Origin of the sequence: Sanguibacter keddieii DSM 10542 (assembly GCF_000024925.1) — a bacterium.
GTDB classification, from domain to species: domain Bacteria; phylum Actinomycetota; class Actinomycetes; order Actinomycetales; family Cellulomonadaceae; genus Sanguibacter; species Sanguibacter keddieii.
The window spans coordinates 3176987-3203438 of the sequence record NC_013521.1; the positions used below are offsets into that span (position 1 = coordinate 3176987).

20 protein-coding genes are annotated in these 26452 nt (G+C 72.2%); 4 read left to right on the forward strand and 16 right to left on the reverse strand.

Features of this window, described 5'->3' with window-relative positions:
* Positions 1-21: 21 nt before the first annotated feature.
* The 3 genes from SKED_RS13960 to SKED_RS13970 all read right to left on the reverse strand — a co-directional run bounded on the left by SKED_RS13960 (position 22) and on the right by SKED_RS13970 (position 2755).
* Positions 22-897: an SURF1 family protein gene (locus SKED_RS13960; protein WP_245534568.1), complete on the reverse strand. Its 876-nt coding sequence runs from the start codon at positions 895-897 to the stop codon at positions 22-24.
* A gap of 98 nt (positions 898-995) precedes the next feature.
* A complete protein-coding gene (locus tag SKED_RS13965; RefSeq protein WP_012867817.1) occupies positions 996-1733 on the reverse strand; it encodes an ABC transporter permease in 738 nt (245 codons plus the stop codon).
* Complete coding sequence (locus SKED_RS13970) at positions 1730-2755, reverse strand: ABC transporter ATP-binding protein (RefSeq protein WP_012867818.1); 1026 nt, start codon at positions 2753-2755, stop codon at positions 1730-1732. The genes SKED_RS13965 and SKED_RS13970 overlap by 4 nt, the downstream gene beginning before the upstream one ends.
* Before the next feature lie 117 nt (positions 2756-2872).
* Between SKED_RS13970 and SKED_RS19140 the strand changes: the two genes are divergently transcribed.
* The 4 genes from SKED_RS19140 (at position 2873) to SKED_RS13990 (ending at position 9888) form a co-directional block, all read left to right on the forward strand.
* A complete protein-coding gene (locus SKED_RS19140; protein WP_012867819.1) occupies positions 2873-3853 on the forward strand; it encodes a TetR/AcrR family transcriptional regulator in 981 nt (326 codons plus the stop codon).
* 103 nt (positions 3854-3956) lie between these two features.
* Positions 3957-6470 carry a phosphoketolase family protein gene (locus SKED_RS13980; RefSeq protein WP_012867820.1) on the forward strand — a complete coding sequence of 838 codons (2514 nt, stop codon included), beginning with the start codon at positions 3957-3959 and terminating at the stop codon, positions 6468-6470.
* Complete coding sequence (gene pta / locus SKED_RS13985; RefSeq protein ID WP_012867821.1) at positions 6467-8662, forward strand: phosphate acetyltransferase; 2196 nt, start codon at positions 6467-6469, stop codon at positions 8660-8662. The genes SKED_RS13980 and pta overlap by 4 nt, the downstream gene beginning before the upstream one ends.
* Entirely contained in the window at positions 8659-9888 is a 1230-nt protein-coding gene (locus SKED_RS13990; RefSeq protein ID WP_012867822.1) for an acetate/propionate family kinase, read from the forward strand. The genes pta and SKED_RS13990 overlap by 4 nt, the downstream gene beginning before the upstream one ends.
* A gap of 174 nt (positions 9889-10062) precedes the next feature.
* On the opposite strand, the gene SKED_RS13995 is transcribed toward SKED_RS13990, so the two are convergent.
* The 13 genes from SKED_RS13995 to SKED_RS14055 all read right to left on the reverse strand — a co-directional run bounded on the left by SKED_RS13995 (position 10063) and on the right by SKED_RS14055 (position 26398).
* The gene (locus tag SKED_RS13995; protein WP_012867823.1) at positions 10063-11547 is read right to left on the reverse strand and encodes a UDP-glucose dehydrogenase family protein; all 1485 of its coding nucleotides are present in this window, start codon (positions 11545-11547) and stop codon (positions 10063-10065) included.
* Between the two features lie 255 nt (positions 11548-11802).
* Positions 11803-12888, reverse strand: a complete 1086-nt coding sequence (locus tag SKED_RS14000; protein ID WP_217167889.1) for a right-handed parallel beta-helix repeat-containing protein — start codon at positions 12886-12888, stop codon at positions 11803-11805.
* Positions 12885-15104: a right-handed parallel beta-helix repeat-containing protein gene (locus tag SKED_RS14005; RefSeq protein WP_012867825.1), complete on the reverse strand. Its 2220-nt coding sequence runs from the start codon at positions 15102-15104 to the stop codon at positions 12885-12887. The genes SKED_RS14000 and SKED_RS14005 overlap by 4 nt, the downstream gene beginning before the upstream one ends.
* Complete coding sequence (locus SKED_RS14010) at positions 15101-16450, reverse strand: glycosyltransferase (RefSeq protein WP_012867826.1); 1350 nt, start codon at positions 16448-16450, stop codon at positions 15101-15103. Before SKED_RS14010 ends, SKED_RS14005 begins: the two co-directional genes overlap by 4 nt.
* A gap of 492 nt (positions 16451-16942) precedes the next feature.
* The gene (locus tag SKED_RS14015) at positions 16943-18565 is read right to left on the reverse strand and encodes a succinic semialdehyde dehydrogenase (protein WP_012867827.1); all 1623 of its coding nucleotides are present in this window, start codon (positions 18563-18565) and stop codon (positions 16943-16945) included.
* Positions 18566-18751: 186 nt separating this feature from the next.
* Complete coding sequence (gene ptsP / locus SKED_RS14020; RefSeq protein ID WP_012867828.1) at positions 18752-20422, reverse strand: phosphoenolpyruvate--protein phosphotransferase; 1671 nt, start codon at positions 20420-20422, stop codon at positions 18752-18754.
* Positions 20422-20694, reverse strand: coding sequence for an HPr family phosphocarrier protein (locus tag SKED_RS14025; protein ID WP_012867829.1), 273 nt, complete (start codon positions 20692-20694; stop codon positions 20422-20424). The genes ptsP and SKED_RS14025 overlap by 1 nt, the downstream gene beginning before the upstream one ends.
* A gap of 35 nt (positions 20695-20729) precedes the next feature.
* A complete protein-coding gene (locus SKED_RS14030) occupies positions 20730-22229 on the reverse strand; it encodes a PTS fructose transporter subunit IIC (RefSeq protein WP_012867830.1) in 1500 nt (499 codons plus the stop codon).
* A complete protein-coding gene (locus tag SKED_RS14035) occupies positions 22226-22693 on the reverse strand; it encodes a PTS sugar transporter subunit IIA (protein ID WP_012867831.1) in 468 nt (155 codons plus the stop codon). Before SKED_RS14035 ends, SKED_RS14030 begins: the two co-directional genes overlap by 4 nt.
* A 1-nt stretch (position 22694) precedes the next feature.
* Positions 22695-23696 (reverse strand): 1-phosphofructokinase family hexose kinase, encoded by a 1002-nt coding sequence (locus SKED_RS14040; protein WP_012867832.1) that lies wholly within the window; start codon positions 23694-23696, stop codon positions 22695-22697.
* Entirely contained in the window at positions 23693-24454 is a 762-nt protein-coding gene (locus SKED_RS14045; RefSeq protein ID WP_012867833.1) for a DeoR/GlpR family DNA-binding transcription regulator, read from the reverse strand. The genes SKED_RS14040 and SKED_RS14045 overlap by 4 nt, the downstream gene beginning before the upstream one ends.
* Positions 24455-24707: 253 nt before the next feature.
* Positions 24708-25172 carry a GNAT family acetyltransferase gene (locus tag SKED_RS14050; RefSeq protein ID WP_012867834.1) on the reverse strand — a complete coding sequence of 155 codons (465 nt, stop codon included), beginning with the start codon at positions 25170-25172 and terminating at the stop codon, positions 24708-24710.
* A 101-nt stretch (positions 25173-25273) separates the two neighbouring features.
* Positions 25274-26398, reverse strand: coding sequence for a GuaB3 family IMP dehydrogenase-related protein (locus SKED_RS14055; RefSeq protein WP_012867835.1), 1125 nt, complete (start codon positions 26396-26398; stop codon positions 25274-25276).
* Positions 26399-26452 lie beyond the last annotated feature (54 nt).

Below are 26452 nucleotides of genomic sequence, written 5' to 3' on the forward strand. Positions count from 1 at the left end.
CAGCAGAGATCAGACGAGGCGTCAGGCCTCGGCGCGGGCGAGGGCTCCGAAGGGGTCCTCGTCCGCGCTCTTCTCTCCCCCGCGCGTCTCGTCGCGCACCAGGCGCAGCCACAGCAGGACGGCGAACCCGCCGAAGATCCACCACTGGAGCGCGTAGAACAGGTTCTGCAGGTTGAGGCCGTCCCCGCCCTCGATGCTCGGACGGTCGAGCAGCTCGATGCCCGCGGGCTGGGCCGGGTCGGAGGTCGAGACGACCACGTAGCCCGAGTAGATCGGGCCGCCCCACACGTTCGCGAGAGACGCCGAGCTGATCGAGTCGGTGCGACCCGGGACGTCCGAGCCCTGGCCCAGGGCCTCGGAGGCCTGGAGGTAGCCGGAGAGCCGGACCGGGCCCGTCGGCTCGGCGAGGACGGTGGCAGCGACCTCCGGCTCTGCGCCGTCGGCCGTGGCCGGCACCCAGCCGCGCACCACGGGCAGGACGGGGGGACCCGAGAGGTCCGCCCAAGACGCGCCACCGGTGCCGTCGTCGGACACCCGCAGCGCCGTGAGCACGAGGAAGCCCTGCGCGCCGTCGTGGGCGCGGCCCTCGACGAGCATCTGCGTGCCCGGCACGTACTCGCCCTCGACCCACGCCTGTCGACCGACGAGGTCACCGGGGAAGGTCGACTGCGGCTCGAGGAGCGCGCCCAGGCCCTCGGGGCCCTGGCTCTGCGCCTCGGCGGCCGCCTGCCTGTCCGCGAGGTCCCCGCGCTCGTGCGCACGGTCCAGCTGCCACACGCCGAGGCGCGCGCACACGGCGGCGGCGAGCAGGAACAGGAGGAGCAGACCGATCATCCGCGGCTGCCGTGCGACGGAGAGCATCGAGGCTCGAGCAGGGGGGTGGGACGGGTTCGGCACGCGCCCAGGCTACCTCGGGCCCCTGGGAGTCCTGAGCCCTGAGTGCTGGGACCTGAGACCGCGCCCCGTCACCCGTCCGCCCTCCGCGGCGCGCCCGGCTACCCCCGGCGCCGCAGCGCGGCTCCGGCGAGCGCGACGCAGCCTGCGCACCAGGCGATCAGGACGAGCAGCGGTCCGGTCTCGACGGCGAAGGTCGACCCGGCCAGCCCGGCACGGACGAGCTCGGCCATCGGCGCGATCGGCAGCACCTCGTGCAGCGAGGCGAGCCACGACGGGAACTGGTCGGCCGGGACGGAGACGGGCGAGAAGAGCAGGATCACGAAGACGACGAGCTGGGTGAACAGCATCGCGAGCGACGGGGGAAGCAGCGCGGCCACCGTGTAGCCGATGGCTGCGGCCGCGAGCGAGACGAGGAGCGCGGCAGGGAGCACCCACCAGGAGACGTCGAGAGAGACGTCGTAGCGCAGCACCCCGACGAAGACCGCGAGCACGGTGCCCGGGAGCGCCACGAGAGTCCACACGGTGAGGTCCGCCGCGAGGAACACGAGACGAGGGACCGGGAGCGTCATCATCCACTGCGCGCTCCCCTCGGTCTTCGCCTGGGCGAGCATCTGCGGCGCCATGACAAGACCGATGACGATGAGCGTGATGGTCGGTGCCCCGGTGGCCAGGTAGAGCGCAGCCTGCCCCTCGATGTCACCCATGAGGATGCCGAAGCCCAGCACGGTCCCGACGGCGAGGGCGCCCTGGACGACGACGAGGAGCGGGAGGAGCACAGACTGCCGTCGGAGCTGCCACTGGGTGAGCAGACCGTACTGCTGGAGGGCGGTGGTCATCGGACGGTTCCTTCGCTGGTGGAGGTGGAGGTGGTGGTGCTGGAGGAGGATGAGGTCCCTACCGCGGCGGTGGTCCCGGCGGCGTGGGCTTCGGACGCGGCTCCGACGAGGTCGACGTACACGTCCTCGAGCGATGCCGGGGTCACCGAGTAGCGGTCCAGGTCGCCGCGGTCGACGGCGTCCTGCGCCCAGGCGACAGCCTCTGCGGCACGCCCTGCGGGCACGGCGGCCCGGGCGCGGAGCCCGTCGCGGCTCGACCCGGTCGCGCACGACGGCCACGCCAGGCTCCGTCCTGGTGAGACCTCGACGTCCAGCTGGAGCGTGGAGCGCAGCGGGTGGGTGAGCTCGGCGACGGTCCCGTGAGCGATGACCCGCCCGCGGTCGAGGACGACGAGGTCGTCGACGGCGTGCTCTGCCTCGCGCACGTTGTGCGTCACGAGGAGGACACCGGCGCCGTCGTCCGCCAGCGCCTTGATCTGGGTCCACAGGAGCCGGCGCCGGACGGGGTCGACGTCGTTGGTGGGCTCGTCGAGGATGACGAGGCGCCCGGGGACGACGGCCGTCATCGCGAAGGCCGTGAGCCGGGCTACTCCCCCGGAGACCTTGTGCGCGGGGGTCGAGGCCCACTGGCCGAGGTCGAGCGACTCGATGAGCGCTGTGGTGCGACGGGCGACGTCACGTCGCGCCCCTCCCCGGATCCGACCGACGAGCTCGATCGCCGTCCGCGGCGTGAGCCCGGTGATAGGGACGTTCGCCTGGGCCTGGACGCTGATCTCCCGGCGTGCACGCTCGGGGTGGGCGACGGCGTCGTGGCCGACCACCCGCAGCGAGCCGGAGTCAGGCCGCAGCAGGCCGGCGACCTGGTTGACCAGCGTCGACTTGCCCGCCCCGTTGTGGCCGAGCAGCCCGACGACGGACCCCTCCGCCACCGTGAGGCTGATGCCGTCGTTGGCCCGGAGGGGCGGTCGGCCCCCGAAGGTCTTGGTGACGTCTGCGACGTCCAGTGCGGGTCCTGCGGTCATGATCGGCCTCTCGTGGGATCCAGTGCGGATGCGGGTCGGTATCGTGAATACCGAGCCGTATGTACCGGACAGTATCAGGACTTCGGACGGTCGAGTACTCGTCGGTATACTCAGGAGATGGCATCCCAGGAGACCCCTCGCAAGCGCACGTCCCGGTCCACACGGGCAGACGACGGCGCAGGCGCCCGCGACGCGGGGGCGGCGGGCACGACCTCCCCGGGCAGCGGTTCCGGCCCCCGGACGACCAGCCCGAACGCCGCGGTCGCCCTGGCCGCACAGGCTCTCGCCGAGGCCACCTCCGTCCTCGGCGAGGCGCTGCGCTCGGCGACCTCCGACGCGGTCGGAGCAGTCGAGGACGACCTGGCGAAGACCCTGCGCTCAGCGGCCGCGAACGTGGAGGACGTCGCGGCGAGGTTCACCCGGCGGTCCGGCCGGTCAGACCGCACACGCGCCGACCTCCTCGCGGCCGCCGTCGCCATGTTCGCGAGCCGCGGCTACGGGGCCACCTCGGTCGAGGACGTCGCCGCGGCCGCGGGGTACACCAAGGGCGCCGTCTACTCCCGCTTCCCCTCGAAGTCCGACCTGTTCCTCGCGATCTTCCGAGACCACCTGGACCGCGGGCCGGACAACCCCGGCCCTCTCGACGTCCCCTCCGAGGCGCAGTACGGGGAGGACCACCTCGCCGCCCTCCACGCCTCGCGCGCCGACCCCCGGCTCACGCTCAGCTCCGAGCTCGTGACCTTCGGGCTGCGTCATCCCGAGCACCGGGCCGAGGCCGGTGAGCTGTACTCCCGCCTGCTCGACGAGTCGATCGACTCGCTGATGACCGAGGAGGCCCGTCTCGCCGGAGAGGCCGGAGAGCCGCGCCCTGCCGGCACCGCCGAGGAGCGCCAGGACGCCCGCGAGCGCCTGCTGGTCAGCAGCGCGGTGACCCACCACCTGAGCATCCTCACCACGCTGGGCGTCGAGGGCGTCGACGACGACACGTGGCTCCGTCTGGTCCGTGCGGCCTGGCCCGTGCAAGGACCAAGGTCCGGGTCGGGGCAGGGCGGCAGGCCGACCGGTGACGGAACTCACGGCACAGACGAAAGCCGCTAGCACGTACTGAACTCCCGATCTCACACCAAAGACCTAGTGCGCCCAGACCCCGGATGTGGTGACATGAAAACGTTCACTCGTCACCCCTCGGTTGGAGATCGTCATGTCACGCTCTGCTCACGGTGAGACCACTCGGACGAACACCCACGCTCTCTCGGACGCCTGGCGCCCGCGGCCCGACGAGCCTCTCGACGACGAGACGCTCCGTCGCATCGACGGGTGGTGGCGCGCTGCCAACTACCTGTCCATCGGCCAGATCTACCTGCTGTCCAACCCGCTGCTGCGCACCGAGCTCACGCGCGACGACGTCAAGCCCCGCCTGCTCGGCCACTGGGGCACGACCCCCGGCCTCAACTTCCTCTACGCGCACCTCAACCGCGCCATCCGCGAGCGCAGCCTCTCGACGATGTACATCACCGGCCCGGGCCACGGCGGCCCGGGCCTCGTCGCGAACTCCTACCTCGAGGGCACCTACACCGAGACGTACCCGGACATCACCCAGGACGACGAGGGCCTGCGCCGCCTGTTCCGGCAGTTCTCGTTCCCGGGCGGGATCCCCAGCCACGTGGCGCCGGAGACCCCCGGGTCGATCCACGAGGGCGGCGAGCTCGGCTACGCGCTGTCGCACGCCTACGGCGCGGCCTTCGACAACCCGGACCTGCTCGTGGCCACGGTGGTCGGCGACGGAGAGGCCGAGACCGGCCCGCTCGCGACGAGCTGGCACTCGAACAAGTTCGTCAACCCGGTGAAGGACGGCGTCGTCCTGCCGATCCTGCACCTCAACGGGTACAAGATCGCCAACCCGACGGTGCTGGCACGGATCTCGGACGACGAGCTCGAGTCGCTCATGGTCGGGTACGGCCACAAGCCGCACGTGTTCGTCGGCGGCTTCGACGACGAGGACCACGTCTCGGTCCACCGGCGGTTCGCGGTGCTCCTCGACGAGGTGCTCGACGAGATCGCCGCGATCAAGGCCCGGGCCGCGGACGGCGACGACTCGCGCCCGATGTGGCCCATGATCGTCTTCCGCACCCCCAAGGGCTGGACCTGCCCGCCCGAGATCGACGGCAAGAAGACCGAGGGGTCGTGGCGCGCCCACCAGGTGCCGCTCGCGAGCGCGCGGGACACGCCCGAGCACCTCGAGGTGCTGCGCGGCTGGCTCGAGACCTACCGGGCGCACGAGCTCTTCGACGAGGACGGACGCCTCGTCGACGACGTCGCGGCGCTCGCCCCCGAGGGCGCGCTGCGGATGAGCGCGAACCCGCACACCAACGGCGGGCTGCTCCTCAAGGACCTGCGCCTGCCGGACTTCCGCGACTTCGCGGTCGAGGTCGAGAACCCCGGCGGCTCGATCACCGAGGCCACCAAGGTGCTCGGCCAGTGGCTCACGGAGGTCGTGCGGCTCAACCCGGACAACTTCCGGATCTTCGGACCCGACGAGACCGCGTCCAACCGCCTCCAGCCGGTGTTCGAGGTGACGGACAAGCAGTGGAACGCCGACTACCTCCCCGAGGACCTCGACGACCACCTGGCCCGCGCCGGACGCGTCATGGAGATGCTGTCGGAGCACCAGTGCCAGGGCTGGCTCGAGGGCTACCTGCTCACCGGTCGCCACGGCCTGTTCAGCTGCTACGAGGCGTTCATCCACATCATCGACTCGATGTTCAACCAGCACGCCAAGTGGCTGAAGATCACGCGCGAGATCCCGTGGCGCCAGCCGGTCGCCTCGCTCAACTACCTGCTGTCCAGCCACGTGTGGCGCCAGGACCACAACGGGTTCTCGCACCAGGACCCGGGGTTCATCGACCACGTGGTCAACAAGAAGGCCGAGATCGTCCGCGTGTACCTGCCGCCGGACGCCAACACCCTCCTGTCGACGTACGACCACTGCCTGCGCAGCCGCGACTACGTCAACGTGGTCGTCGCGGGCAAGCAGCCGGCCCCGACCTTCCTCACCATGGACCAGGCGATCGCGCACTGCACCCGTGGTCTGGGGATCTGGGAGTGGGCGGGCAGCGAGGTCGAGGGCGAGGACCCGGACGTGGTCCTCGGCTGCGCGGGTGACGTCCCGACGCTCGAGGTCCTCGCCGCGGCCGACCTGCTCCGCCAGCACCTGCCCGAGCTCAAGGTGCGCGTCGTCAACGTGGTCGACCTCATGCGTCTGCAGGACGAGAAGGAGCACCCGCACGGGCTCTCCGACCGTGACTTCGACACCCTCTTCACCACGACCAAGCCGGTCGTCTTCGCCTACCACGGGTACCCGTGGCTCATCCACCGCCTCACCTACCGCCGCGCCGGACACAGCAACATCCACGTGCGCGGCTACAAGGAGGAGGGCACCACGACCACACCGTTCGACATGGTCATGCTCAACGACCTCGACCGGTTCCACCTCGTCATCGACGTCATCGACCAGGTCCCGCACCTGGGCAGCCGGGCCGCCGTGCTCCGGCAGCAGATGGTTGACGCGCGCCTGCGGGCGCGGCAGTACACCAGAGACCACGGGGAAGACCTCCCCGAGGTCCGCGACTGGGTGTGGCCCGACGCGGGCGACACCGCGACCCAGGTGGGCGGGCCACAGGCCGCCACCGCAGCCACTGGAGGCGACAACGAGTGAGCTCCACCGCTCGCAGCATCTTCATCACGTCCCCCGAGGGTGAGACCGGCAAGTCCACCGTCGCCCTCGGGGTCCTCGACCTCCTCACGCGCCGCGTGCAGCGTGTCGGTGTGTTCCGTCCGGTCACCCGGACGGGGCACACCGCCCGCGGCACGGCCGCCTCGGCCGAAGGGTCAGAACGCGACTACGTCGTCGAGCTGCTCCTGGCGCACGACGGCGTGGACCTCACGTACGAGGACTGCGTCGGCGTCACCTACGACGACCTGCACGCCGACCCCGAGGCCGCCCTCTCGCAGATCCTCACCAAGTACCACGAGGTCGAGAAGAAGTGCGACCTCGTGGTCATCGTCGGCACCGACTACACCGACGTGACCGGCCCCACCGAGCTGGCCTTCAACGCGCGGATCGCCGCGAACCTCGGCGCCCCGGTGCTCCTGGTGCTCTCCGGCCGCGACCGCTCCCCCGCGGGCATCCGGCAGATGAGCGAGGTGTCGGTCTCCGAGCTGCAGTCCAACCACGCCCAGGTGATCGGCGTCGTGGCGAACCGCTGCTTCCCCGACGACCTCGAGGCCATCCGTGCCGAGTTCGCCGGCGACGACCTCCCCGTGTGGACCATGCCGGACGACCCGTACCTCATGGCGCCGACCGTCAAGCAGCTGATGGGCGCCGTCGGCGGCCGCCTGCTGCTCGGCGAGGAAGAGCTCCTCGGCCGCGAGGTCCTCGACGTCCTCGTCGGCGCGATGAACTTCGAGCACCTGCTCGACCGGCTGGCCGACGGTGCCGTGGTCATCACCCCGGGCGACCGGACCGACGTCCTGCTCGGGCTGCTCACCGCGCAGACCGCCAAGAACTTCCCGTCGCTCGCCGGCATCATCCTCAACGGCGGGTTCCTCCCGCACGAGTCGGTGAGCCGGCTCATCGCCGACCTCGCACCGAGCGTCCCGATCATCCAGACGGACCTCGGGACCTTCCGGTCGGCGAGCGCCGCGGCCTCTGCCCGCGGGCGGGTCACCAAGGACTCTCAGCGCAAGATCGACACCGCCCTCGCGCTGTTCGAGCAGAACGTGGACTCCACCTCGCTGCTCGCGAGCCTCGACGTCGAGCGCACCGGGGTCGTCACCCCGCTGATGTTCGAGTACGAGCTCCTCAACCGGGCCCGCGCCGACCGCAAGCACATCGTCCTGCCCGAGGGCACCGACGACCGGATCCTGCGCGCGGCGTCCACGCTGCTGCAGCGCCAGGTGGCGCACCTGACGCTCCTCGGCGACGAGGAGTCGATCCGCGCCCGCGCCGTCGAGCTCGGCCTGGACATCTCCGAGGCGAAGGTCCTCGACCCGCACTCCGGCGAGATGCACGAGGAGTTCGCGCAGGCCTACACGACGATGCGCGCCCACAAGGGCATGACCGTCGACCGTGCGCGGGAGATCGTCAGCTCGGTGTCGTACTTCGGCACCATGATGGTCCAGCTCGGGTACGCCGACGGCATGGTCTCGGGAGCGGCGCACACCACCGCCCACACGATCCGCCCGGCCTTCGAGATCATCAAGACGGTCCCGAACACGTCGGTCGTCTCGTCGGTGTTCCTCATGTGCCTCGAGGACCGCGTGCTCGTCTACGGCGACTGCGCCGTCAACCCGGACCCGACCGCAGAGCAGCTCGCGGACATCGCGATCTCCTCCGCGGCGACGGCCGCCCAGTTCGGCGTGGAGCCGCGCATCGCGATGCTCTCGTACTCGACCGGCGAGTCCGGCACCGGTGCCGACGTCGACAAGGTGCGGGCTGCCACCGCCCTGGTCCGCGAGCGCCGCCCCGACCTGTCCGTCGAGGGCCCCATCCAGTACGACGCGGCCGTCGACGCCTCGGTCGCCGCCTCGAAGATGCCCGACTCGGCCGTCGCAGGCCGCGCGACGGTGTTCGTGTTCCCCGACCTCAACACCGGGAACAACACGTACAAGGCCGTCCAGCGGTCCGCCGGTGCGGTCGCCGTCGGACCCGTCCTGCAGGGTCTGCGCATGCCGGTCAACGACCTGTCGCGCGGCGCCCTCGTCCAGGACATCGTCAACACCGTCGCCATCACCGCCATCCAGGCGCAGGCGCTCTCGGCCGAGAAGGCCCGCGTCGCCGGAGCGCACGCAGAGCCCGCGGCAGTCCCCGCCGCAGGTACCCACGGAGCAGGAGCACACACCGCATGAACCCGACGTCAGACGGGCGCCACGGCGCCACCGCGAGCGTCCTCGTCATCAACGCCGGCTCCTCGTCGGTCAAGTACCAGCTGGTCGACCCCGTCGGCGGCGAGGCCATGGCCTCGGGCATCGTCGAGAAGATCGGCTCGTCCGAGGGCTCGGTGACCCACAAGGTCGCGGGCGGCAAGACGCAGCGCACGGTCGACGTGCCGGACCACGGTGCGGCGCTGCGCGTCGTGCTCGACCTGTTCTCCGAGCAGGGGCCGAGCCTCGAGGACGCGAACGTCGTGGCCGTCGGCCACCGCGTCGTCCAGGGCGGCAGCCTGTTCTCGGGCCCCGTCGTGATCGACGACGCCGTCGTCGAGGACATCCGCGGGCTCATCCCGCTCGCACCGCTGCACAACCCGGGTCACGTGCGCGGCATCGAGGTGGCGCGGGCGCTGTTCCCCGACGTCCCCCACGTGGCCGTCTTCGACACCGCGTTCTTCCAGACGCTCCCCGAGGCCGCGTACACCTACGCGATCGACGCCGAGGTGGCGCGTGAGCACGGCGTCCGCCGCTACGGGTTCCACGGGACCAGCCACGAGTACGTGTCGCAGGAGGTCGCGCGCGTCCTCGACCGGCCCCTCGAGGACCTCAACACCATCGTGCTGCACCTCGGCAACGGCGCCTCGGCGTCGGCCGTCCGCGGCGGCGTGGCCGTCGAGACCTCGATGGGCCTGACGCCCCTCGAAGGACTGGTCATGGGCACCCGCTCCGGGGACATCGACCCGGCCATCGTGTTCCACCTGCACCGCAACGCCGGGATGTCGATCGACGAGATCGACGACCTCCTCAACAAGCGCTCCGGCATCCTCGGGCTCGCGGGCGACAACGACTTCCGCACCCTGCACGAGCTCGTCGAGGCAGGCCACGAGGGCGCGCGGCTCGCGCTCGACGTCTACGTGCACCGCCTCAAGAAGTACATCGGCTCGTACCTCGCCGTCCTCGGCCGGGTCGACGTCATCGCCTTCACCGCGGGCGTCGGGGAGAACGACGAGATCGTGCGTCGCCTGGTGATGCGCGGCCTCACCGACCTCGGCATCGAGATCGACGAGGTCGTCAACGACGTCCGCTCGCCCGAGGCGCGCACCATCTCGCCCGAGGGCACCAAGGTCCGGGTGATGATCGTCCCGACGAACGAGGAGCTCGCCATCGCCCGGCAGAGCCTCGAGCTCGTCGGCCAGCAGGGCTGAGCTGAGCGGAGCTGGGCTGGGCTGAGCAGGCACGCGCCTCGCTACCGCTCCGCGACACCACGACAGGTGCGTCCCCTCTCGCAGGGGGCGCACCTGTCGTCGTCTCAGGCCGGCGTGCCAGGCTGGCGCGTCAGGCCGCCGTCTCAGACCAGCGTCTCAGGCCGGCGACCTCCCTCAGCAGGGCAGGTCGGCCGACTTGTCGAGCGTCGCCAGAACCGACTCCGAGCGGTTGCTCACCGGGACCGGGGCGGTGTGCGGGCGACCCAGGGCCCAGTAGTCCCAGCCGGCGGCGCGGTACCTGTCGGGGTTGAGCGCGTTGCGGGTGTCGACGACGGTACGGCTCCGCACGCGAGCCCCCATCTCGACCGGGTCCGCGGTGCGGAACTCCTCCCACTCGGTGAGCAGCACCGTGACGTCGGCGTCGGCGAGCGCCTGGTCGAGGCTCGACGCGTACTCGAGGTCCGGGTACACGCGGTGCGCGTTGACGGCGGCCTCGGGGTCGTACACGGACACGACCGCCCCCTCGAGATAGAGCATCCGCGCGACGTCGAGCGCCGGGGCGTCCCGGACGTCGTCGGAGTCAGGCTTGAACGCCGCGCCGAGGGCCGCGACGCGCACCCCCGTGAGGTCGCCGCCGACGACCTGCCGGATCAGCGCCACGGTCCGCAGGCGACGCCGGATGTTGATCGCGTCGACCTCGCCGAGGAACGCCACGGCCGCGCCGATGCCGAGCTCCTCGGCGCGGTGCTTGAAGGACCGGATGTCCTTGGGCAGGCACCCGCCGCCGAAGCCGAGGCCCGGCTTGAGGAACCTCGAGCCGATGCGCTCGTCGAGCCCGAGCGCCTCGGCCAGCTGGGTGACGTCGGCACCGGTGGCCTCGCACACCTCCGACATGGCGTTGATGTACGAGATCTTCGTGGCGAGGAACGAGTTCGCCGCCGACTTCACGAGCTCGGCCGTGGCCAGGTCCGTGACGATCAGCGGGGTGCCCTCGGCGAGGATCGGCTCGAATGCCGCACGCAGGCGGTCCTCGGCCCACGGCGAGGAGACGCCGAACACGAGCCTGTCGGGGTGCAGGGTGTCCTGGACCGCGAAGCCCTCGCGGAGGAACTCCGGGTTCCAGGCCACCTCGAGCTCGGCGCCCAGCGGCGAGATCTGCTGGACCAGGGCCGTGAGCCGCTCGGCGGTGCCGATGGGGACCGTCGACTTGCCGACCAGCAGGACCTTGCGGGTGATGCGTGAGGCCAGCTCGGTGAAGGCCGAGTCGACGAAGCGCAGGTCTGCCGCCTCCGACCCGAGCTTCTGGGGCGTGCCGACGCACACGAAGTGCACGTCGCCGAACTCCGCGGCCTCGTCGAGGTCCGTGGTGAAGCGCAGACGCCCGCTCGCGAGCGCCTCCTCGAGCTTCTCGGGCAGCCCGGGCTCGTAGAAGGGCACGGTGCCCTGGTTGAGCAGGGCGATCTTGTGCGGGTCGATGTCGACCCCGAGGACCTCGTAGCCGAGGAAGGCCATCGAGACGGCATGGGTCGCACCGAGGTACCCCGTGCCGATCACGGTCAGCCGCGGGGCGCGCTCGGGGCTGGGTGAGGGGTCGGACGACGGGCTGGGCGACGGGTGGAACGACGGGTTGGACGACGTCGGGGGGAGGGTGAAGGTCATGACGTGCTCCGGTTCTCGGTAGGTACCGCAGGCTTGGCGGGGGGAGGGCCGAGCTCAGGGACGACGGGCAGCCTCGTCTCTCCGTGGCGCGCCCGTCGGGGCGTGCCACGGCGCAGGGGGTGGGACGGGGAGGGAGGGGATGTCTGGGGAGGGGATGTCTGGGGAGGGGAAGACTGGGTGGGGAGGGGAAGAGTGGGTGGGGAGGGAAGACTGGGAAGGTGATGCCTGGGCGGGGAGGTCCAGGAGACCGTGCTGCTAGGGCGTCACGCACTCGACGTTGGTCATGCCCTCGGCGGCGTCGGTCGCGGTGTTGTCGCACTCGACGACGTTCGAGAGCTCTGGGGTGAGGGAGTACCCGAAGCCGGACCCGCCGACGTCCGCGACGTTGGCGCGGAACACGTTGCGGTCGCCCCAGCCCTCGAGGATCTCGTGGGTCTGGAACCCGTCGGTCGGTGACGAGGTGCCGGTGTTGCCCTCGACGAGCCACCCGTTGCCCTTGACGTCGACCCAGGAGTCGGCCGCGGAGATCGACGACCCGTCGAAGGTGTTGCCCCGGACGATGCCGTCCGAGGTCCCCTCCTTGATGTCGATGCTCTCCGAGGTCGTCCCGCTGATCGTGTTGCGCTCGACGACGTTGCGGTCGGACGGGTCGGGCTCGCACGCGGTGATGTCGCACCAGTTGCTCTCGGCCGTGCCGATGTAGACGCCCTCGCCGAACTTGGGCTTGCGCAGACCGGTGTCGCTGATGACGTTGCCGGACACCACGTTGTCCGTGCTGGCCTTGCGCAGGTGGATGGCCTCGTCGCCGATGGAGGTGACGGTCAGGCCCGAGATCACCGAGCCGACCGTCCCGTCGGCCATCACGCCCTTCTGGCCGTTCGTCACCGTGAAGCCGCCGAGGCGCCAGTGGCTCGCCCCGTCGAGGTGCACCACGTAGCCGCCCTCGGTGCCGCCGCCGTCGAGCACGGCGTCGGCCGGCCCGCAGAGCGTGATCGGCTCCTCGGTGGTACCCGAGGTGGTCGCCACGAACAGACCGTCGTACGTGCCCGGCGCGAGGACGATCGTCTCGCCCGGCTCGACCACGTCGAGGCTCTCCGTGAGCTCGTCCGTCGTCGCGACCGTCGGCTCGGCCGGGCACTCGACCGTGCTGGACGGGAGAGCGGTCCCGGGCTCCTCGGCGGTCGGTTCCGGTGTCGGCTCCGCCGTCGAGGTGGAGGGCTCCGCCGACGGCTCGGGCGTCTCCGGCGACGAGGTGCCCGGCGAGGTGCACCCCGCGAGGATCAGCCCCCCGACGAGCACCTCGCGCAGCCGTCGGCCGAGGCCGCGGACGAGGCGGCTCACGGCGCGCACCGCAGGTCGGCCGGGGGCCGGCCCGCCGAGGCGGTCCGCGGGCGAGACGGCAGGGAGCCGGCCGTGGCCAGGTCGCCTGGGTCCGCGGGGGCGCCCGGGTCGCCGTCGCCGGTCTCCCTCTGACGAGGGACGTCCGGCCGGACGTCGGCACGGCGCGCTCGGGAGGGTCCCGGGTCGCGCTCTGCTCCGCCAGGCGCAGCTGCTGGCCGGACCGCCGTCCCGAAGATCTCCGCGGGGTCGGCGACGCCGCGGGTCAGCGAGGTGAGCGGCGCACGGTTCGCGTAGGGGTGGCGGACCCCGGCGTTGCGGTGCCGGATGCTCGTGAGCGCCGTGACGAGCACGAGCAGGGCGAGCAGCAGCCAGACCACGGTGAGCGGCTGGAAGATCTGCCGCAGCACCGTCGAGAGCGGCTTGGTGCTGTCCCAGCCGTCCGTCGAGTTGTCCGACACCGTCACGCCGGTGGTGCGGGCCACGTCGATCGCGCTGGGTCCGCGCCCGCCGACGGTGTTGTCCGAGACCACCGAGCCCCCGGTCGCGCCGACCAGCGTGATCGCGTGGTTCGTCACGTCGTCGACGGTGTTGCGCTCGAAGGTGCCGCCGGCATCCCGGGCGTAGATCCCGATCTCCCCGCCGAGCACCGTGTTCCCGGTGACCTGGGCGTCTGTCCCGGCCGACCGCAGCGAGATCCCCTGCTGGCCGGCGCCCTCGACCGTGTTGTCCGTGAGCGTGACAGCCGTCGCGCCCTCGCTCACCACGATGCCCGCGGGGTTGTCCGTCACCGTGTTCGCGTCGACCTCGATGGTCGTCCCGCCGACCACGTCGATCCCGTAGCGGCCGTTGCCCGTCACGGTGCTCTCGGAGACGCTGTTGGCCCCCGACATCGCCGTGCCGGTGCCGGTGGCGCTCGGGCCGTCGGCGAGGGGGGTCCCCTCGATCGAGATGCCGTTGCGACCGTTGCCCGTCGACGTGAGCCGCTCGAGGACGATGCCGCTCGTGGACCGGGCGAGCCGGAAGCCGTCGACCGCGTTGCCCGTCGACGTCGTCGACACCACGGTGCTCGCGGTGACGTCGCGGTGCATCACCAGACCGTCGACGAGCGAGTCCTCGATGCGCGAGCCGCTCACCACGACCCCCTCGGCGTTCATGACGAACAGCCCGAAGGCGTTGTCCGAGAAGGTCACGTCCTGGATCTGCGCCGACACGAAGCTGTAGCCGCTGAGGTCGGCGCCGAGCCCGAGGGTCGGAGCCCCGGCGCCGGTGGGCAGCAGCTCCTTGCCGAAGACGGTCGCCGGTGGCACGACGGCCGGGGAGGAGACCGTGCCGGTGGTGGGTGCTGGGTCTGCAGGGTCGGCAGCGGCCGGGTCGGCGGTGCCTGCCGTCGCGTCCTCGGGGGCGGGGACCGTCCCCTCCGTGAGCGCCTGCGAGCCCGGTGCGGTGTGCGGAAGGTCGGTCCCGGTGAGGGACACTCCCCCGGTGGTGCCGCTCCAGAACCCGAGGTGGTCGAAGGTCGCGTGGCGCAGGTCGGCGTACCCGCCGATGACCCGCACGTAGGCGCGACCGTCCGAGGTGTCGGTGTCGACGGTCCCGGTCCGCGGGTCCCACGCGCTCACCACGGTCGGGTTCTCCGCGGTGCCGGCGACCGTGAGGTCGCCGCCGAGCGTGACGATCGAGACGAAGGCGTCGTCGGTCGACGTGAGGTTCAGCCGCAGCCCGTCGTCGCTGGTGAGGTCGAGGGTCGCCCCCTCCTCCACGACGATGTTCTCGCCCAGCAGGTACGAGCCGTCAGGCTGACGCACGAGGGTCTGCGGGGCCAGCTCGAGCAGGTCGTCGAAGCTGTAGGGAGCCTCGCGCTCGACGAGCACCAGCGTGTAGGTGGTGCCCGTCTCGAGCCGGTAGGGGCGCCACTGCGAGGCACCGGTCCACTGGGCGCCGTTGGCGATCGAGCGCACCTCGACGAGACGGCGGTCCTCGGCTGCCACGAGGGCGGCCTCGGCGTCGGGGTCGCCGGGGTAGACGGACGGGAGGGCCGGGGCGGGAGCGGGAGTGGCGGCTCCGGCCGAGGTCGCCGCGGCTGCGGACCCGACGAGGGTGCAGACGATCGCGACCGCCAGGACGCCGGCGGTGCGGGTCGCGCCGCGTGAGGCCGCCCACGCGGTCGTCTGAGCTGACCGCTGCGCTGTTCTTCGTGCTGTCCTCCGCGCGCTCACCGTGCCACCTCGGAAGCCTGAGCTGCCTCGACGGCGCGTCCCGTGAGCGCTCTCTCGGCTCGGACCGGCTGCTCTGCGGCGGGCGCGAGGGTCTTGGCGCTCTGGCCGTCGCCGCCGACCTGGTCGGCGTGGCGGGTGAGCCAGCCCTGCTTGTTCATGGTGACGAAGGCGTAGAGCTTCACGGGCAGGGCGACGAAGATCACCACGAGGGCGAGCAGCGGCAGCAGGACGATCTCCTGCGGGTGGCGACGCAGGTGCGAGAAGCCGCGGATGCCGCGTCCGAGGAGCAACCAGCCGACGGCGGCCGCGATGCCCAGGGTGGTGAGCTCGAGGCGGGAGAAGGCCAGGTACCAGAGGGTCAGGCCCATGGTGAGCGGCGTGAGCAGGATCTGCAGGACCGTCACCTTCGTGACGAAGGGGGTCCGCCACAGCCAGCCCTTCGACACGGCCGTGAGGTAGCACCGGTAGGAGTTGCGGCTCCAGCGCACCCGCTGCTTGACGAAGGCGCTGAAGGTGTCGGGGAACATCGAGATCGCCCGGGCCGACGACTGGTGCACCGTCCGGTACCCCGAGGCGAGGACCAGCCAGGTGAGCCGGCCGTCGTCACCCGCGATGCAGCGGCGCCCGAGGAAGAACTCGTTCTCGAGGTCGTCGAGGACCGGGACCACGGCGTCGCGCCGGTAGGCCGCGGTCCGCCCGGACAGGCACGGCACCGCGCCGGCGCTGCCCATGGCCGGGACGTAGTCGTAGTAGCGCAGGTTGACCAGCCAGTCGGCGATACGGCGCCACACGCTCGACGTGCGCTGGTACACGTTCTGCTGCGTCCCTACCCCGCCGACCCGCGGGTCGACGAAGGGCATCTGCACGGACTCGAGCAGCCCGGGCTCCCACGACGTGTCGGAGTCGGTCAGGACGAGGACCTCGTAGCGGGACGCCCGGATGCCGGCGCCGAGGGCAGAGCGCTTCCCGGCGTGGTGGAACAGGATCGGCCGGACCCGCTCGTCGCCCCGGGCGACGATCCGCGAGTAGGCCTCGAGGTCGGCGACGTCGAGCACCACGATCACCTCGGTCGGGTCCTGCGACAGCCAGGAGTCGAGGCACCGCAGGAGGATGTCGGGGTCCTCGTGGAAGGACGGCACGACGACCGAGGTGGTCGTGCGGTGGTCGGACACGACCGGACGGGCCCGTCGAGACAGGACCACGCGGTAGATCCAGAGCGACCAGACGATGATGCCGGCGACGGCGAGCGGGAAGAGGTGGACGGCCTGGTCAGCCAGGTCGGAGACGTCGAGCTGTCCGACCGAGAAGGCCGAGGCAGGGTACGCCAGAGGGATCGCTGAAGGCATGGGGCACTCTCCGGAGTCGGAAGAAGGCGCGCGAAAGTGGTGCGGGAGGGGAGGAGGACGTCGTCGTCCGGTAGACGCGAGAGCGTCGTTCTGGCCTGCATCCTGCGGGCTGCCGGGGGGAGGGGGGAGGGTGGCTGCCCGAGTGAGGCTCAAGGTATGCGGACGGTTCTCGGGACGTCAACGGTCCTGCAGACGGCGGGTCGCGACGGTGCCGTCAGTTCACACGACGGAAACACGGTGAAGACCGGACACCGCGTCGACCCGACGCGTGCGGTGCCGCTCGACTGTGCGCGGTCCCACTCCCCCGACCTGGCCAGACGCCTCACGCTCCTCGGCGCACTCCCAGGCAGGTCCCAGCAGACTCCCAGGCGCTGTCGGCGATCGTCCCAGCAGGCGGACGACAACTTTCACCCGTCGGAAACCCTCATGCCCCGGGTGAGCGGCGGGCCGGAGAGCACTCGCCGGTGACCGGGCGCCGTCGACCAGCGACCGTCAGCGCAGGCGCAACGTGCGCAGCAGACGCAGACCGCCGGTGAGCAGACGCTGCCCCTGGCCGTCGGGGAGCGCGAAGAGCTCGTCGAGCGACGCGCCGCTCATCACCCCGCGCTGCACGGAGACGGTCTGCGCCTCGGTGCAGGCCTCGATGCCCTCGCGGCCGTGACGACGGCCCTGGCCCGAGGCACCGAAGCCTCCCATCGGGGCTGCGACCGAGCCCCACGCGGCCGCGTAGCCGTCGTTGACGTTCACGGTCCCGGCCCGCACGCGCGCGGCCAGCGCGCGCGCCCGCCGGGTGTCGCGGCTCCAGATGCTCGCGTTGAGCCCGTGCTCGGTCTCGTTCATCACCGTGACGGCCTCGTCGTCCGACGACACGAGCACGACGCTCACCACGGGGCCGAAGGTCTCCTCCTGGGCGCAGAGCGCGTGCGGCGGCACGTCGGCCAGGACCGTCGGCGAGTAGAACAGCGGACCCACGTCGGTGCGGTGCACGCCCCCGGCGAGGATGCGGGCGCCCCGGGCGATCGCGTCGTGCACGTGCGTCTCGACGCGCGCGAGCTGCGCGGACGAGGTGAGCGACCCGACGTCGGCCGTGTAGTCGAGCGCGGGCGAGAGCCGGAGCGCGAGGACGCGCGCGAGGAACAGCTCGAGGAACTCCTCGGCGACGTCCTCGTGGAGGACCAGCCGCTCGATCGACATGCACAGCTGGCCGCTGTTGGAGAAGCACGCGCGGACCGCGCCGAGCGCTGCGACCTCGAGGTCCGCGTCGGCCGCCACGTAGAGCGGGTTCTTGCCCCCGAGCTCGAGCGTCGCACCGATGAGCCGCTCCCCTGCCCGGGAGGCGATGACGCGTCCGGTCGCGGTCGAGCCGGTGAAGGCGATGTGGTCCACCTCGTCGACCAGCGCAGCGCCGACCTCTCCCCCGCCCGCGACCACCTGCAGGACGTCGTCGGGGAGCCCGGCCTCCTCGAGGGCCGCGGCAGCCCACAGCGCGGTGAGCGTGGTCTGCGGGTCGGGCTTGAGGACCACGGCGTTCCCCGCGACGAGGGCCGGGAGCACGTCGGCCAGCGCCAGGGTCAGCGGGTAGTTCCACGGGGAGATGACACCGACGACGCCGACCGGCAGGCGCGCGACGGTCGTGCGGGTGAGCAGCGGGAGCATGCCGCGGACCGTCCGCGGCTCGAGGTACGCCGCGGCCCTGCGTCCGTAGTGCCGGGCGACCTGGGCGACGTCGGCGACCTCCTCGAAGGCGCTCGCCCGGGACTTCCCCGACTCGCGCTGGATGAGGTCGAGGACCTCCGACTGGTGGTCGAGCACGTGGTCGTGCAGGCGCAGCAGCACCGCCGCACGCTCGCGGACGTCCGTCGCCGCCCACGCCACCTGGGCGTCCCGGGCCCGGTCGACGGCGCGGGTGACGTCGTCGGGCCCGGACAGCGGCAGGTCGACGAGCACGTGACCGGTCGCGGGAGCCACGACCCGACGGGTGCCCTCCTCGTGCGAGGTGACGATGCGGGCGAGCAGCGGGGCGGTCTCCTCGGGCTCGAGGAGGTAGGTCGCGGCGGCGTCGACCTCGGGGTCGAGCGGGCCGGGGACGGCGTGCGCGCCAGGTTCGTATCCCATGCTCCGAGCCTACGCGGTGAGGGGTCACCGGGGACCTGAGCAAGACCCGGGTCGAACCCCGGTCAGGCCCTGGTCAGGCCCTGGTCAGGCCCTGGGCCGGCAGGCCCACGGCACGCTGCAGACGCAGCGAGGCCCGACCGCAGACGGTCGGGCCTCGCTGGGACGTGCCGCTCTCAGGCTCCGGTCTCAGGCTCCGAGGAGCGCTGCCACCTCGGGGACGAGGGCCGCCACGGCGGCCGCGCGGGCCTGCTCGGCGGAGCGGGCACCGAGGGCAGCCTCGGCGACAGCACGCGCCTGCTCCTGGGTGTGCCGTGAGACCGCGAAGCGCACCGCCGGGACCGACCCCGACGACATCGACAGGGACGTGACGCCGAGACCGACGAGCACGACGGCCATCACGGGGTCGCCGGCGGACTCGCCGCAGACGCCGGCCGGCTTCCCGGCGCGGGCACCGGCACGGGCCGTGGCCGCGACGAGGTCGAGTACCGCCGGCTGCCACATCGAGATGAGGTCGCTCAGCTCGCCGCGCAGGCGGTCTGACGCCATGACGTACTGGGCGAGGTCGTTGGTGCCCATCGACACGAAGTCGACCTCGTCGAGGATCGCCTCGGCCCGCAGCGCCGCCGCGGGGACCTCGACCATGACGCCGACGGTCGTCAGGCCGTGGGCGCGGGCCGAGGTCGCGAAGTCGCGTGCCTCGTCGGGCGTCGAGATCATGGGCGCCATGACCCAGGGCTCGATGCCGGTCTCCCGCTGCGCGTCGGCCAGGGCCGCGAGCTGGGTCTCGAGGAGCTCCGGGGCCGTCCGGACGAGCCGGTAGCCGCGGACCCCGAGGGCAGGGTTCTCCTCGTCGGGCTGCGTGGCGAAGGCGAGCGGCTTGTCGGCACCGGCGTCGAGGGTCCGGACCACGACCTTGCGTCCCCCGAGGCTGCGCAGGACCTCGGCGTAGACCGCGGCCTGCTCCTCGCGGGTCGGCGCGGTGGTCCGGTCGAGGAACAGCACCTCGGTGCGGAACAGCCCGACGCCCTCGACGGCGGTCGCGGCGGCGCGCTCGGCGTCGGCCGCGGTGCCGATGTTGGCCAGCAGGCCGACGGGGACCCCGTCGGCCGTAGCACCGGCGGAGGTGTCCTCGGCCAGCTGGGCGGCGAGGCGCGCACGCTCGGCGAAGGCCTCGGCCACCGCGGGGCCCGGGTCGACCTCGAGGGTGCCGGCCGCGGCGTCGACCGCGACGACGGTCCCCGGGGCGAGGTCGAGCGCACCGGCCACCCGGACCAGGCACGGGATGCTGCGCTGCCCGGCGATGATCGCCGTGTGGCTGGTGGTGCCACCCTGCTCCGTGACGATCGCGACCACGTGCCGCAGGTCGAGCGCCGCGGTGTCGGCGGGCGCGAGGTCCTCGGCCACGACGACGGCCGGGCCGGTGAGCTGCGGGACGCCCGGGACGGGCACGCCCAGGAGGTGCGCGGCGACCCGGTCCCGGACGCTGCGCAGGTCGGTGACCCGCTCGAGCAGCAGGCCGCCCGCAGCGGTGAACATGTCCACGAAGGTCTGCACCACGCTGTCGAGGGCTGCGACCGGCGGCTCGCCGGCGGAGATCTTGGCGAGCACCTTGGTGCGCAGCGCACGGTCCTGCGCCATCTGCGCGGTGGCCTGGAGCACGGCCACCGCTGCCCCCTCGGCCCCGTCGGCCTGGGCGCGCAGCGCCGCAGCGACGTCGTCGAAGGCCGCCGTCGCCCGCGCGGCGGTCGCCTCGCGGTCGTCGGGCGCCTGCTCGTCGGACGGCGCCACGGGCGCCGGGCTGACCCGGACGACCGGGCCGATCCCGGCGCCGCGGCCGACGCCTGCACCGGTGAGCATCAGTGCTCCTCGTCGAGGTCCGTCGCGAGCAGCGTGACGAGCTCGTCGAGGACGCGGTCCGCGTCGTCACCCTCGGCGGCGAGGGTGACCTCGTCGCCGTGCGGGACGCCGAGGGACATGACGAACAGGATGCTCGCCGCGTCGACGGGCTCGCCGCCGGCGTGCGCGATCGTCACCTCGAGGCCGCTGTCGGCCGCCGCCTGCGTGAACAGGGACGCGGGACGGGCGTGCAGGCCGGAGCGGGAGGCGACGGCGACGGTGCGTGAGGGCATGGTTCTCTCCTTGCGGTGCGGGTCGGACCGGCTGGTCAGACCGTGGTGGTGGCGGGCTGAGCAGCGGCCTCGGCGGCCTGCTCAGCCTCGAGCGCCGGGTTGGACCCGATGCCCTTGAAGAGGATGACGAGCGCCGCGGAGACCACGGTGCCGATCGCGACGGCGAGCAGGAAGAACGCCCAGTTGTCGACGAGCGGCAGGACCCAGACGCCACCGTGCGGGGCGCGCTGCGACGCGTCGAAGGCCATGATGAGGCCACCGGTGACGCTCGACCCGACGACCGAGGCACCGAGCACACGGAGCGGGTCGGCGGCCGCGAACGGGATGGCACCCTCGGAGATGAACGAGAGACCGAGCAGCCAGGCGGCCTTGCCGTTCTCGCGCTCCTGACGGGTGAAGAGGCGCTTGCGGACCGTCGTGGCGAGCGCCATGGCGAGCGGTGCCACCATGCCGGCGCCCATGACCGTGGCCATGACGCGGAACTGCGTGGCACCGTCGGTCAGGCCGGCCGTCGAGAGACCGGTGACCGCGAAGGTGTAGGCCACCTTGTTGATCGGGCCACCGAGGTCGATCCCCATCATGGCTCCGAGGATGAGGCCGAGGAGGATGAGGTTCGAGCCGCTCAGGCCGCTGAGCCAGTCGGACAGCCCGTCCATGAGCGCGGCGAGCGGACGCCCGAGCACCACGAACATGAGCAGACCGGTGACGAAGGTCGACAGCAGCGGGATGACCACGACCGGCATGATGCCGCGGACGCCCTTCGGGACCTTCCAGCGGCTGATCCACAGGGCGAGGAACCCGGCGACGAAACCGGAGACCAGACCACCGAGGAACCCGGCGCCGACAGCGACCGAGATCGACCCGCCCACGAAGCCGGGGACCAGACCGGGCCGGTCGGCGATCGCGAAGGCGATGAACCCGGAGAGCACGGCGACGAGGAACCCGAAGGCCACACCACCGGTGAGGTTCATGAGAGCCGCCCAGCTGGTCGCCGAGAGCACGTCGAAGTTGTTGATGACGTCGTCGGCCGGCACGTCGACGATCTGGTAGCCGCCGATCATGAAGCTCAGGGCGATGAGGATGCCGCCCGCGGCGACGAACGGAATCATGTACGACACGCCGGTCATGAGGTACTGACGGATGCGCGTGCCGACGCTCGAGTTCCGGTCGATCTTCGTCGCCGGGTCCGTGGACCCGCCACCGGCTGCCGCAGCGGGCGTCACGACGCCCGCCTCGACGGCGCTGACGGCCTGGCCGATGACACCGGGGGCGTCGTGGACGGCCTTCTTCACGCCGACGTCGATGGTCGGCTTCCCGGCGAAGCGCTCCTTGTCGCGGACCTCGAGGTCGGCGGCGAAGATCACGCCGTCAGCTGCCTCGATGATCGCGGGGTCGAGCGGGGTCGAGCCGGCCGAGCCCTGGGTCTCGACCTGCACCTGGTGCCCGGCGGCCTTGCCGGCCTGCTCGAGCGCCTCTGCTGCCATGTAGGTGTGCGCGATGCCCGTGGGGCACGACGTCACTGCGACGAACTTCATGAGGGGTTGACCTCTCGGGTGACGATCTCTGCCACGGTCGCGGCGTCGGGCGCCTCGCGCAGGGAGGTACGGAAGGACTCGTGGACCAGGCGGCGGGCGAGCGACGCGAGGATCTTGAGGTGGTCGCTGTCGCCGCTGGCGGGCGCCGCGATGAGGAAGATCAGGGTGGCGGGGCCGTCCGGCGCACCGAAGTCGACACCGGCCGGGACCCGCGCGAGGGCGAGCGACGGGACGGTGACGTGCTCGGAGCGTGCGTGCGGCAGGCCCACGCCGCCCGGCATGCCCGTCGCCATCTGGGCCTCGCGGGCGCGGACGTCGGCGTGGAAGCCGTCGGCGTCGGTCACGCGGCCCGAGGCGGCGAGCAGGTCGATGAGGACACGGGTGGCCTCGTCGCGGTCGGCTGCGACGACGTCGAGGGCGACGAGGTCGGCGGTGATGAGGGGGGCAGGCGTAGAAGTGCTCACTTCACAGCTCCTTCAGTGCGATGTGGCGGGATGGGTCGGTGATGATCTCGACGTCGTCGAGGTGGATGTCGTGAGGGTGCGGGACGGCTGAGCCGGGCAGCAGGACGGCAGCGCGGCCCCAGGCGACGGCCTGGCGCAGGGCGAGGGCCGCGGTGTCGGCGTCGAGGGTCACGGTGGGGGTGGGGCCGGCGGAGACCAGCGCAGCGAGGAACCCGGCGAGGGTCACGTCGCCGGCGCCGACGGTCGAGGCCGGCACGAGGGCCGGACCACCGGCCCACAGGACGGTGCCCTCGGTGACCAGGAGCGCACCGTGCGCGCCGAGCGAGACGAGCACCGCGGTGACGCCGGAATCCATGACCTGGCGGGCGGCGTCGACGACTGCGCCGACCGTCGTGAGGGGGCGACCGACGAGCTCGGCGAGCTCCTCCTCGTTCGGCTTCACCAGGGTGAGGCCACCGACCGCGACGGCCGCACGCAGCGGCGCGCCCGACGTGTCGAGGACGGTGCGCGCGCCGTGCGCGGCTGCGACCTCCGTGACCCGGACGTAGAAGTCGTCCCCAGCACCGGCCGGCAGGCTGCCGGCGCCGACGACGAGGGCGGTCTCGCCGGCCTCGGTCGCGAGCCGGATCTCCTCGGCGAGCGTGGTGAGCAGCAGCACCGCGGCCTCTTCGGTGAGAGGCGAGCCGGGTGCGTTGATCTTGGTCGTGGCTCCGCGCCCGTCGACCACCGTGATGTTGCTGCGGGTGTCCGTCCCGGTCTCGACGGGCCGCGCGACGACCCCGCCGTCGCGGAGGTCGGCGACCAGCCGCGCGCCGTCGGAGCCTCCCGACGGGAACACCGCGACGGAGGCGAGGCCGTTGGCCGTGAGCGCCCGGGTGACGTTGATGCCCTTGCCGCCGGCGTCGACGTGGGTGGCGTGCGCCCGGTTCACCTCGCCCGGCTCGAGCGCCTGGACCTCGAGGGTCCGGTCGAGGCTGGGGTTGGGGGTGATCGTGATGATCATGCTTGCACCACCGTGAGGTCGACCGACTCGAGCTCGGCCGCGAGGTCCGCGTCGATCCCGGAGTCGGTGATGAGCAGGTCTACGTCGTCGAGCCCGACGATGCGGGCGAAGTCCGAGCGGCCGACCTTGGTGTGGTCGGCGAGGAGCACGACGCGGCGCGCGGCCCGGGCGAGAGCCCGCTTGACCGCGGCCTCGCCCAGGTCAGGGGTGGTGGCGCCGTGGTCGGGCGTGATGCCGTTGGCGCCGAGGAACACGATGTCGGCGTGGATGTCGGCGAGGGCCCGCTCGGCCCAGGGGCCGACCGAGGCGAGGGTGCGGCCGCGGACGGCGCCGCCCACGAAGTGGAGGGTCACCGTCGGGCGCTCCGCGAGCAGCGCGGCGATCGGGAGCGAGTTCGTCACGACCTGGAGCTCGCGGTCGGTCGGCAGCACCTCCGCGAGGCGGAGCGTGGTGGTGCCGGAGTCCAGCACGATGGTGCCGGCGTCGGGGATCTCACGGAGGGCGGCCTGCGCGATGCGCCGCTTCTCGTCGGAGAGCATGCCCTCGCGGACGGAGACGGCGGGCTCGGTGCGCAGACGCTCGACGGGGATCGCTCCCCCGTGCACCCGGCGGACGAGCCCGTGGCGCTCGAGGACCGAGAGGTCTCGGCGGACCGTCTCGGGCGTCACGTCGAAGGTGCGGGCCAGGCCCGCGACCTCGACGCGCCCCTCGGCGCGTGCTGTCGCCAGGATCGCCTGGTGTCTCTCGGGTGCGTACACGTCAACTCCGTCGTCGTCCGCGTCTGCGACGACGCGGAATATCTGTATGCACTTGTATACGCCCGTTTATGTTGGAGTGCAAGCGTCGATGTGGGATCGAAGGAAACGGCGACGACGCAGAGCGCCCGCCCGGCGCGCGAGAAAGAGAGGAGCGACGAGACCTTGGGCCTACGTCCGTCCGAAGCAGACACAGTCGGACATCAGGTGTCGGTGCTGGTCAGGGGTGCGGGTCAGAGACTTCAGCCAGCACGGCTCAGTCGGTGCGACGACCCAGGACGACGCAGGCCTGGTCGCTGTACCCGAGGGCGGCGTAGAAGCCGAGGACCGCGGTGTTGGTCTCCCGCACCATGAGCTGGACCTTCGGGGCACCCTCGGCCACGAGCCAGGCCTCGGCCGCGACCATGAGTGCTCGGCCGAGACCGGCACCGCGGCTGCTCTCGTCGACGGCGAGGTAGTAGACCCAGCCGCGGTGGCCGTCGTAGCCGACCATGACCGTCCCGACGAGACCGCCCTCGGGTGTCCTCGCCCCGAGCACGGTCGAGGTCGGCGTGCTGAGCGCTGCCCGGAGGTCGGCCGAGGGGTCGTTCCAGGGGCGCGTGAGTCCCGCCGCCTCCCACAGCGCGACGACGGCACGCTCGTCGTCACCCGTCACGGCAGAGATCGTGGTCTCTGGCGCGGAGGGCGCGAGGGGCGTGCCGTCGGGGGTCGCTGCTGTCACTTCTGGGTGTCGGCTCTCTGCGCTGTGGTGCTGTGCACGAGTGGCGCCAGGCTCCGGTGGTGCCGTGCGTCAGTCTTGCTGGGTGTCAGCAGTGCTGGGGGTCAGCGCGGCTGGTACGGGGAGACGACGACCTCGACGCGCTGGAACTCCTTGAGGTCGGAGTACCCGGTCGTGGCCATGGCACGCTTGAGCGCGCCGACGAGGTTGAGCGTGCCATCGGCCTGGCGACCCGGCCCGAAGAGGATCTCCGCGAGCGAGCCCGCGGTCCCGACGCTCACGCGCTCGCCGCGCGGCAGCTGCGGGTGGTGGGCCTCGGAGCCCCAGTGCCAGCCCTGGCCCGGTGCCTCCTCGGCACGGGCCAGCGCCGCGCCGACCATGACGGCGTCGGCGCCGCACGCGACGGCCTTGACCAGGTCGCCCGCGCGCCCGACACCGCCGTCGGCGATGACGTGGACGTAGCGGCCGCCCGACTCGTCGAGGTAGTCACGGCGCGCCGCCGCGACGTCCGCGACGGCGGTGGCCATCGGTGCGTGGATGCCGAGCGAGACCCGCGTGGTGTGGGCCGCGCCGCCACCGAAGCCGACGAGCACGCCGGCCGCACCGGTGCGCATGAGGTGCAGCGCCGCGGTGTAGGTCGAGGCGCCGCCGACGATGACGGGCACGTCGAGCTCGTAGATGAAGCGCTTGAGGTTGAGGGGCTCGGCGTTGCCGGAGACGTGCTCGGCGGACACCGTGGTGCCGCGGATGACGAAGAGGTCCACCCCGGCGTCGATGACGGTCTGGTAGAACTCCTGCGTCCGCTGCGGCGACAGGGCACCGGCGACGGTGACGCCCGCCGCGCGGATCTCCTTGAGGCGCTGGGTGATGAGCTCGGGCTGGATGGGCGCGGCGTAGATCTCCTGCATGCGACGGGTCGCCTGCTCCGGCTCGAGCTGCGCGATCTCCGCGAGCAGCGCCGTCGGGTCCTCGTAGCGCGTCCACAGTCCCTCGAGGTCGAGGACCCCGAGCCCGCCGTGCTGGCCGAGCGCGACCGCGGTGGCGGGGCTCATCACCGAGTCCATCGGCGCTGCCACGATCGGCAGGTCGAAGTGGTAGGCGTCGATCTGCCAGCCGACAGACACGTCCTCCGGGTCACGCGTACGGCGTGACGGCACCACCGCGATGTCGTCGAAGGAGAAGGCGCGCCGTCCGCGCTTGCCTCGGCCGATCTCGATCTCGTTGCTCACCCGACTAGGTTACCGCCCCGACGCCCGACCCCTGCGCGCCGGTCCGCCCGGGTG